Genomic DNA, 9,659 nt, shown 5'->3' with positions numbered 1-9,659 from the left:
GTGGCGGCGGCCGACCAGCGGCGGCGCTGGAGCGACGATCCGGCATGGCGCGAGGACGTCTGGGCGCTTGCGGGCGCGTGCGGCCGCGTCCTCCGCTGGCCGCTCGCGGTGGCCACCGTGCTGGCGCTGCTCGCGAGCGCGGGGTGGCTCGCGCTCGTCGTCATGCACGCCATCACGGGATAAGATGGGGATCCGTCAAGGACCTTCACGGTATTGGGCGCGTTCGGCGCCGCGTGCCTCTCATCGCTAAGAGGGCCCCGAAGACGACGAGCGCGGCGACGATGGCATAGCGCCCCACGGGGCAGCCTGCACGTAGGGCGTGGTCGCCGTCGCGACGGGCGCGAATGTGCCGAGCGCGGGTACGTTCGCGACCAGCAGGTGCAGGTGCCCCGCGTAGCGGGCCATGAGGACCGCGGCGATCAGGACGCCGGGTGCGGCCAGCCCCCAGGCGAGGCGGGGCCCCGCGTCCGCTGCGGGTCACTTCACCGTGAACGTCACGCTCGTGACGACGCGGGGGTTGAACGGAAAGTGGTCCGTCGCGACGAATTCCACCTGGATCAGGTGATCGCCCGGCGTGACGGCCACGTCCTGCTCGAGGCCGTACGCCATGGACACCACCCTCCCATCGAGGCTGAGGTGGACGTGGCCGCGGTCCGGCGCCAAATCAAGCGACGTCTGCGGTATGATCCTGGCGCCCTTGAGCTCGAGGCGGACGCGCAGCGTGCGCCCGGACACCGTCGCGTCCGGCGACGGGTTGAGAATATGCAGGACGGCGGTGGAGCGGGGGCGCACCTGCGTCGCCGGCTGCGCCGGAGGGGTCTGCGCCCGCGGCGCGCAGCCGGTCAGAAGGGCGGCGAGGACCAGAATCGCAAGGCGCTTCATAGCGTGACGTCGAGATACGCGCGCAGCGCGCTGCCATCCCGCGCGATGCCGCTGTACTCGATGTGCCAGGTCCCGGGGCCGAGTTGCGCGTCCCCGATGAAGTGTCCGGGGCCGAAACGGCGGACCGGGAGCGGCCGGACCGCCTGCCCCGGGCGCCCGGCGGCGATCGTGATCAGGCGGGGTACCGGCAACTCCTGCCCGTTCGCCGCGATGAACGTCGCATGGACTTCATTGAGCCCCGGCCGGCCGGGGTCAAGGTACGCGTCGAGCACGATGCCTCCCTCCAAGTCGATGCCGTACAGCGTGGGTTGCCCGGGGGCCCGGATCTCACGCACGATCTCCGGACGCACCCGCGCCGCGACGCCGAGCGGTACTTCCGTCGATTGCAGGCCGCGTTCGAGCATGACCACAATCGACCATGTTCCATCCAGGGAGAGATTCGTCCCCTGGGCCTCATACGTTCCGGGTGCCGTCGGTTTGAGCGCCAGCACGGACGGACCGACGCCGGGCCGCTCGGGCTGGCTGAAGCGTAGGGCGACGCGCCCGGCCGTGACGGGGCGGCCGGTATCATAATCCACGAGTCGAACCAGAAAGCGGTTCACTCCCGGGAAGCCGGGCGTGATTTCCAGGTGGGCCCGCACCGAGGTGGCAAAATCGCTGCGGTCCACCGAGATGGCCGTGGCGGTTTGTGCCGCCTGCTGCAACAGCCGCGGCGGCGCGAGTCCCACCAGGATTCCTGTGACGCCAAGGACCACCGCCGCCGCCGCGAGCTCCGCGCCGCCGACGCGCCGGAGGCCGCGGAGCGACGTAAGGAGCGCGGGGATGCTGCGATACCGGTTGAACGCCCCGAGAGCGGCGAGAATGAGGAGCAACGCGGCCTTCACGACGACGAGGCGGCCGAAGTCCGTCGCGACGAGTGCATTCCATTGTCCCACCTCGTCGACCGCGCGCAGGACTCCCGTGAGCGCGGTGACCCCCAGCGTGATGCCCGCAACCACGGAGAACCGCCGCGCAGCGGCGGCTCTGGCGTCGGTCGGGGCCCCACGGAGTCCCACGAGCAGTGCCGCGAGCCCGCCGAGCCACACCCCCACACTCGTGATGTGCACCCACTGGTCGGCGATGTTCGGCCAACGGAGCGGGCCCGAGCCCGCCGCGGCGTGACCGGCCAGCACATCCGCGAACATCGACCCCGCGACCAGGACACCTGCGGCCGCCAATGCCTGCGGCCGGAGACGCCCGCGCGCGCGGGCCGCGACCGCCAGCGCAGCTCCCGCTCCGACGATAGGGAGGAAGCGCCACCAGAGCGCCGCCCCCAAGGGCGTCGCGAGCAGGCGGCCGATACCGGCTCCCGCATCCGCCGCCTGGGCGGCCCCGAGACCGATCACACCCGCGGCGGCCAGTCCCCACAGGAGCCACGGATAGGCCGTGCGCCCGGCGGGCGGCTCGGCGAACGCCGCGGTCCAGACCCACGCGAGGCCCACCAGACCGGTCAGGCCCGCGTACAGCCCCCAGCGGCTGACGATGGACAGGGGGGAGGGGAACGGGCTCGCCGCTGCCGGCGGCGCCGCGCCGGGCGACACGCCGACGCCGAACGCAAACGCTCCCCCCGTCACGTGGCCGTCCACGCGCGACACCGTCCGCCAGGTAACAGTGTACGCGCCGTTCGGAAGCGGCCCCAAGGGGACCAAGAGTTCCAGCGGGTGACCGGGGGCGGACTGGGCTCTGCTCCGGTCCACCTGCCGGCCGGTGCTGTCGAGAACGTGGATGTTTGATAATGACGGCTCCGGCACTTCCGTGAAGGTCAGCAGGATGGTTGCGGGAGCGCGCTGGAGCACGGCGCCGCCGGCCGGGACGGAGCGCTGAAGCAAGGCGTGCGCGCCCGCGACCGGCGCGCACGATAGCACCCCCGCGCAGACCAGGGCGGCAACCCCAGCCCGACGCATCAGGCTACCCCCGCTGCGTCCTTCGGGAAGGTTCGTGGGACACGCCGCTACCGGCTCCCGCGCCCCCGTCGAGGCCACACCCCGATCACGGTACCGATCGCGCCCAACACAATGCCGATGATGGCGAGCGAACGGCCCTGCCGGGCCGTGCCGGACGCCGCGTCAACACGCGGCCGAAGGCGCTCCATGAGACCGGCGAGCTCCGCTTGCGAGGGATCTGTGGCCGGAAATTCGGCCGCTCCGGCCTCTTCCACCGGGTTAAACGTCTTCTCCGAGGATATGAACGACTGGTCAATGCGCTGGCCGCGAACGTTGCCCACGAAGTGAAACGTGTAATTCCCCGGCCGCGTCGGAATAATCGCCTTATCGTATTCGCCCGGCGTCCCGAGGCCGGTGTCCGGATCGTAGGACGGATCGAGAGGCGACGGGGCGCTCTTCTGGCCGCCGAAGATCACCTCGACGTTGAGCCCATCGCCCACGTCATTGATCGGCTTGCCGGCCGCGTCTTTCAGGATGAGCTGCACATCGTTCCGATACCCGGTGTAGCTGGGCTCGGTGGACCACCCGACGGTCATCTGGATCTTGCCCACGGTCCGCTGCTCGTGCGCCAGAGCCGCCTGGGAGAGGATCACTACACTCGGCGCGACAACGAGAATGCTCACGAGAACGCCAACACGCAACCGCACAGTGAATCACCTCCACGCGAATATCCGCCGGTTCGAGCCTGCCGAGCGCAGCGCGCCCGCGACTCGAAGCCCGGCAACGAGTCCGAAGAGTTCCGCTGTAGGGCTAGAGATTGTAGCCGCGCACGCGGCGTGGAGGTGGATCGGGCGCCGGCACACTCGTCTCAAGGACTCTTGATGATCGATGCGTCACGACCCGCCATGCTCGGACGGGTGCGGGGATCTGCGGAATCCCGGCCAGCGCGGCGGTCCCGCTTCCCTGGACGCTCAGGACGGCCGGGCCGCCGCTGTCGGTGCCCCGAATCGAGATCACGCGCACGCCGGGGAACATGACGCCTCCGACGACGCCCGGCGCCGCCGGAGGCTCGCCGTTATCGGTTCCTTCGCGTTCGCGGAGGAGGTGCCGGGCGAGCGCACGGGCTCGTGCGGCGGGTGTGCCTCCGACGACGATGTGCGCGTGATAGGGGTCGTGGCCGGCAGTTGACGGAAACGTAAACAGGCCGCCGGCAAGCAGGGCGAGCAGGCCCCAAGAGTGCGCGAGGAAGACAAGCGGGCGCCGTCGGCGTGGCAACGGACGTCCGCCGCCCGGCGGCAGCATCGTGCGCATGTATTCGCCACGTTTCGCCGCCGGTCCGTCCGGCCCTGTGGCACGCTTGTGCGGCAGGCGACAGAGGGACCGTGCGGCGGGCCGCTGAAGCGGACACCATCCGACCGGAGCGCGAGCGGCGCGCGCGTTCGATGGCGGCCGGGCGAGGAGGAGGGATGATGCGGCGACACCTGTGGATCACGACCGTGATGTGGGCCGTGACCGCGACGGCTTTGCTCATAGCCTCGGTGGGATGGCCCGGCGCAATTCAGGGTGCCGTGACATCACTCGTCCAGCCGCCGCTGCCGAATGTGCCGGCGGCCGTGTACGGTGGTCCGGCGCTCGGCTTCATCGTCACGCTCGAAAACGGCGTCAGGATTTACCATGCGGGCAGCACCCCGCTGACCATGGATCTGCAGATGTACGGTCGCCTCTACCGGCCCCACGTCGCGCTGCTGCCGATCGCCTCGGGGATGATGCCGGACGAGGCGGCGATGGCGGCAGAGTTGCTGCGGGCGGACAACCCGAGCCTCATTGCGGTGTTCCCGCAACACCACGCCGCCTTCATGCCGCCCGACCGCCGCGGGCGGGCGTTCGTCGACGCGGTCAATGCCCGGCCGGCGCTGCGCGGGCGGGTGCGCGCGTTCGATCCCAAACCGGGGCAGGTGTTCTTCCTGACGCCGTCCGGCGTGCGGGTCCTCTAGCGATGCGCGTCGCCGTCATCGGCGCGGGCGGCACGGGGGGATACTTCGGGGGGCTGCTGGCGCGCGCGGGCCACGACGTCACGTTCATGGCGCGGGGCGCCCACCTCAACGCGATTCGCGCGCGCGGGCTCACCGTCAACTCCCGGCTGGCCGGCAATTTTGTCGTGCGGGCCGCGGCGACCGACGACCTGCGCACCATCGGGCCCGTCGATCTGGTGCTCGTCTGCGTCAAAGCCTACAGTCTGGACGGCGTCCTGTCGCTGCTGCCCTCGGTCGTCGGGCCCGAGACGATGATCCTCTCGGTGCAGAACGGGGTGGACAACGAGGACCGGATCGCCGCCGCCGCCGGCGCCGGCCCGGTGCTGGGCGCGGTGGCCCAGGTGTCGTCGTTCATCCAGGGGCCGGGGGTGGTCGGGCAGACCGGCGGGCCGGGGAGGCTCGTTTTTGGCGAGATGGCGGGCGGCGAGAGCGCCCGCACGGCGCGCCTCCTTACGGTCTTGCGGAGCGCCGGCATCGCCGCGGAGGTGCGGCCCGACATCCGCCTGGCCCTCTGGGAGAAGTTCGTGTTCATCTGCGGCGTGAGCGGCGTGACGGCGGTCACGCGGCTCCCGCTCGGGCTGATCCTCGCCGACGTGGAGACGGCCGCGCTCATGCGCGCGACGCTCGATGAGGTCGTCGCCGTGGCGCGCGCGGACGACGTGCCGGTCGCTCCGCGGTTCGCCGAGCAGGCCGTGGCGCAGATGCGCACCCTCGAGCCGTGGTTTCGGGGCTCCATGGCCCAGGATCTGCTCGAAGGGCGGCGGCTCGAACTCGACACGCTCAACGGCACGGTGGTGAGGCTCGGCCGCGCGCACGCCGTCGCGGTACCGGTCAACTGGACGATCTACGCGGCGCTGCGGCCGTTCGCCGCCGGCGCGCCGGAGATTCCGCGGCCGGAGTAGGGACTCGCCTGGAAAAATTCGAGGACATCCGGAGGGCCAGCCAATGAGTGGTGAGGGATCAGGGCACACGACGTACGCCACGCGGTTCGGACTGCGGCCGGTGGCCTACGGCCGCCGCGGCGTGGTCGCGACGGCGAACCCGCTGGCGACCATGGCGGGCATCCGCATGGTCGCCGAGGGCGGCAACGCGGTCGACGCCGTCGTCGCGGCGGCGGCAGCCGTGGGCGTCGTGGAACCCTACATGTCGGGGCTCGCCGGGTGCGGCACCCTCATGCTGACGCGCCCGGGAGCGGTGCCGAAGGCGCTGGTGTTTCTCGGCCGCGCGCCGGCGGCCGCCACCGCCGAGCGGTTTGCCGGCGGGCTGCCGGACGTGGGGTATGAGGGCGCCTGCGTCCCGGGCAACCTCGCCGGCTGGGCGCGGGTGCTCGCCGAGCACGGCACGATGCCGCTCGCGCGGGTCCTGGAGCCGGCCATCGAGTACGCGGAGCACGGCGTCCCATTCACCCCGTTCGATGAGATGATGTTTCGCGAAAGCGCGCCGCGGCTCACGCAGGAGGGGGTGGCGACGTACCTGCACGACGGGGCGGTCCCCCGCCCGGGCACCCTCCTGGTGCAGCCGGATCTTGCCGCGACGCTGCGGAGGATCGGCGCGGAGGGGCCGGGGTATCTGTACGAGGGACCGCTGGGCTGGGCCATCGGCGCGCTGATGCGCGAGCGCGGGGGACTGCTGAGCGGGCAGGATCTGCGGGAGTATCCCGAGTCGCTGCACTGGGCCGATCCGCTCGCACTGGCGTATCGCGGCGTCACCGTCTACGCGCCGCCGCCGCCGACGAGCGCCGTTCAGGTGCTCGCCACCCTTGGGATCTTGGAGCGGTTCCACCTGGCCGCAACGGAGCATCTCGGGCCGGAGCACATCGGGCTCGTGGCCGAGGCGTCGCGCCTGGCCCGGCTGGATACCGATCGGTACGTCGGTGATCCCGATGCCGCCGACATCCCCGTGGACCGGATGCTGGCGGCGGACCATCTCGAGGCGTTGGGCCGCGAAGTGGAGGCCCGCCGCGGGGAGGCGGGATCGGCGCCGGCCTCGGGAGCAGGCGTCACCGGCTCGACGACGCACCTGGCTGCGGCGGACAGCAGCGGATTGGCCGTCAACCTGACGCACAGTCTCGGTCACGGCTTCGGCTGCGGCGTGGTCGTGCCGGGCACCGGCGTATGTCTCAACAACGCCATGCACTGGTTCTCCAACCGGGCCGGCCATCCCAACCGGATCGCGCCCGGCAAGCGGCACGAGTGGCCGATCGCGCCGGTGCATCTCTACCGCGACGGCCGTTTCTGGGCGACCATCGGCACGCCGGGGTCGTACGGCATTCTCGTCACGACCGTCCAGGTGCTGGTGAACCTCATCGACTTCGGGCTCAACCTGCAGGACGCGATCGGCGCGCCGCGTTTTCGATGGATCGACGACGTGGCCGATCCGCTGCCCGCGCGCGCGCTGCGCGTCGAGTCGCGGATGCCGGAGGCGACGCGTGCGGCCCTGGGGCGGCGCGGCTACGGCGTCGACACGCTCGGCCCGTGGTCGATGCGCGTCGGCGGCGTGCAGGCCGTGCTCGCGGATCCCGATACCGGCTGGCTCGCCGGCGCGGCGGATCCGCGGCGGAACGGGTACGCGGTGGCGTGGTGATGCAGGTCACCGTCGTCGGCGCGGGCGCCATCGGCGGAACCATCGGCGCGCACCTCGTGCGGGCCGGGCACGACGTGCTGCTCGTCGATGCCGCGGGGGACCACGTCGAGGCCATCAACCGCGACGGGCTGCGCCTCGAGGGGCGCGAGACCCTGACCGTCCGGGTGCCCGCGGTGACGCCGGCCGGGCTGGCCGAGCGGCTGGGGAACCGCCGGTTGGGGACTGTGATGCTGGCGGTCAAGGCCCAGCATACCGAGGGTGCGCTCGACATGGTGGCGCCGCTGCTCGGTCCGGACGGGTACGTCGTCTCCATGCAGAACGGCCTCAACGAGCGCGGCATCGCCGCGCGGATCGGTACCCGGCGGACCGTCGGGGCGTTCATCAACTTCGGCGCGGACTATCACGCTCCGGGCCTGATCATGTACGGCGGCCCGGGGGCCCTCTACCTCGGTGAGCTCGACGGGAGCCTCACGCCGCGAGTCCACGCCCTCGCCGAGGTGATGCGAACTGCCTTTTTGCCGAACACGACCGTCACCCGCAACATCTGGGGCTACCTGTGGGGCAAGATGGGCTACGCGTCCATGCTCTTCGGGACGGCGGTCGTGGACGCGACGATGGCCGACGTGCTCGGCGATCCGGCCAACGAGGCGCTGCTGGCCGATCTCGCCGGCGAGGTCACCCGCGTAGCGGACGCCGAGGAGGTGCGGTGCGAAGGGTTCGACGGCTACGACCCGGACGCCGTGCGCTTCCGGGCGCCGCGCGACTGGGCGGGGATCCGCCGCAGTCTCGCCGCGATGGTCGAGCACAACCGCGGCTCGCTCAAGCAGAAGAGCGGCATCTGGCGCGATCTCGTCGTGCGGCGCCGGCGCACCGAGGTCGACTCCCAGATCGGCGAGGTGGTCGGGATCGGGCGGACGCACGGGCTGGACCTGCCGCTCAACGTCCGTCTCGTCGAGATGATCCACGATCTGGAAGCCGGCCGGCGAATGATGCGGCCGGAGAACCTGGCCGACCTCCGCCGCCTCGATGCGGCGGTGTACGGCGGCGGGGGTCCGGCATGAGCGCGGCGGACCGCGGCGGCGAGGCCGCGGCGCGCGGGGACGCGAGCCCCTACCGCGCCTTCGCCGACCGGCACCTCGACGAGATCCTGCGCGATCTGGAGGCCCTGGTCGAACTGGAGTCTCCGACCACGGAGAAGGCGGCGGTCGATCGTGCCCCGCGCCATCTCGCCGCGCGATTCTCCGAGGCCGCCGTGGCGGAGATCATCTGGCATCCGCAGCGCGACTTTGGGGATCACTTCGAGGCCCGGATCGGCCGCGGCCCCCGCCGCGTGCTTCTCCTCGGGCACGTCGACACCGTCTGGCCGCTCGACACGATCGAGCGCCTGCCGTGCCGCACCGACGGCGACCGGATCACCGGACCGGGATCGTTCGACATGAAGGCGGGGGACGTCCAGGGCCTCTGGGCGCTCCGCGCGGTCGTGGAGCGCGGCGCGGCGGCGGACAAGACGTTCGTCTTCTTCGCCAACACCGAGGAGGAAGTGGGGAGCCCGACGTCCCGCCCCATCATCGAGCGGCTGGCCCGCGAGGCGGAGTGCGTGCTCGTGCTTGAACCGTCGGTGGGTGCGGAAGGTGCGGCCAAACTCTGGCGGAAGGGCGTGGGGATCTTCCGCCTCGAGGTGCAGGGGGTCGCCAGCCACGCCGGCGCGGACCCGGAGAAGGGACGGAGCGCCGTGTTGGAGCTCGCGCACCAGATCGTGGACCTGTACGCGGCGGTGGCGCGTCCCGAAGAGGGCACGACGCTGAATGTGGGACTTGTCCAGGGCGGCACGCGATCCAACGTCGTCGCGGCGACCGCCGAGGCGCACATCGACCTGCGCGTCCGGACCGTTACGGAGGCCCGGCGTGCCGAGCGCGCGATGGTCGAGCGGCCGTCGTTTGTCCCGGGAACGACGGTCCGCGTGACCGGCGGGCTCAACCGGCCGCCGATGGAGGAGACGCCGGCATCGCGGCGGCTGTACGAGGTCGCGCGGCGGCTCGCGGCCGCGGAGGGATTTGGGCTGCCGGCGGGCGGGACCCGCGGCGGCAGCGACGGCAATTTTACGGCGGCCCTCGGCGTCCCGACGCTGGACGGCCTCGGGGCCGTCGGGGACGGCGGCCATGCCGAGACCGAACACGTGCGGCGTTCGGCCGTTGCGCCGCGGACCGCCTGGTTCGCGCGCCTGCTCGCCGAGTTGTAG

10 protein-coding genes are annotated in these 9,659 nt (G+C 71.8%); 6 read left to right on the top strand and 4 right to left on the bottom strand.

Going from position 1 to position 9,659, the window contains the following annotated elements; translation table 11 throughout:
- Positions 1-183 (top strand): hypothetical protein (locus VGZ23_07785; GenBank protein HEV2357494.1); only part of this gene is annotated, 183 nt, incomplete at its 5' end.
- Positions 184-477: 294 nt separating this feature from the next.
- Here VGZ23_07785 and VGZ23_07780 read toward each other — a convergent pair.
- From VGZ23_07780 to VGZ23_07765, 4 genes are all read right to left on the bottom strand, one after another.
- A complete protein-coding gene (locus VGZ23_07780) occupies positions 478-882 on the bottom strand; it encodes a hypothetical protein (protein HEV2357493.1) in 405 nt (134 codons plus the stop codon).
- Positions 879-2,825 carry a copper resistance protein CopC gene (locus VGZ23_07775; GenBank protein ID HEV2357492.1) on the bottom strand — a complete coding sequence of 649 codons (1,947 nt, stop codon included), beginning with the start codon at positions 2,823-2,825 and terminating at the stop codon, positions 879-881. The genes VGZ23_07780 and VGZ23_07775 overlap by 4 nt, the downstream gene beginning before the upstream one ends.
- Positions 2,826-2,872: 47 nt before the next feature.
- Positions 2,873-3,511, bottom strand: a complete 639-nt coding sequence (locus tag VGZ23_07770) for a hypothetical protein (protein ID HEV2357491.1) — start codon at positions 3,509-3,511, stop codon at positions 2,873-2,875.
- A 103-nt stretch (positions 3,512-3,614) separates the two neighbouring features.
- On the bottom strand, positions 3,615-4,115 hold the full coding sequence (locus tag VGZ23_07765; GenBank protein ID HEV2357490.1) for a hypothetical protein: 501 nt from the start codon (positions 4,113-4,115) through the stop codon (positions 3,615-3,617).
- Positions 4,116-4,273: 158 nt separating this feature from the next.
- Here VGZ23_07765 and VGZ23_07760 point away from each other — a divergent pair, with 158 nt between their 5' ends.
- From VGZ23_07760 to VGZ23_07740, 5 genes are read left to right on the top strand one after another with little or no spacing between them, the layout of a single operon-like run.
- The gene (locus tag VGZ23_07760) at positions 4,274-4,798 is read left to right on the top strand and encodes a hypothetical protein (protein ID HEV2357489.1); all 525 of its coding nucleotides are present in this window, start codon (positions 4,274-4,276) and stop codon (positions 4,796-4,798) included.
- Between the two features lie 2 nt (positions 4,799-4,800).
- Complete coding sequence (locus VGZ23_07755) at positions 4,801-5,739, top strand: 2-dehydropantoate 2-reductase (GenBank protein HEV2357488.1); 939 nt, start codon at positions 4,801-4,803, stop codon at positions 5,737-5,739.
- 43 nt (positions 5,740-5,782) lie between these two features.
- Complete coding sequence (locus tag VGZ23_07750) at positions 5,783-7,420, top strand: gamma-glutamyltransferase family protein (GenBank protein HEV2357487.1); 1,638 nt, start codon at positions 5,783-5,785, stop codon at positions 7,418-7,420.
- The gene (locus tag VGZ23_07745; protein HEV2357486.1) at positions 7,420-8,481 is read left to right on the top strand and encodes a 2-dehydropantoate 2-reductase; all 1,062 of its coding nucleotides are present in this window, start codon (positions 7,420-7,422) and stop codon (positions 8,479-8,481) included. The genes VGZ23_07750 and VGZ23_07745 overlap by 1 nt, the downstream gene beginning before the upstream one ends.
- A complete protein-coding gene (locus VGZ23_07740; protein ID HEV2357485.1) occupies positions 8,478-9,659 on the top strand; it encodes a M20 family metallopeptidase in 1,182 nt (393 codons plus the stop codon). Before VGZ23_07745 ends, VGZ23_07740 begins: the two co-directional genes overlap by 4 nt.

The sequence above is a fragment of the bacterium genome (genome assembly GCA_035945995.1).
Lineage (GTDB): Bacteria > Sysuimicrobiota > Sysuimicrobiia > Sysuimicrobiales > Segetimicrobiaceae > DASSJF01.
Note: the sequence above shows the minus strand (reverse complement) of the source record. Positions and strands in the feature narration are given on the sequence as shown.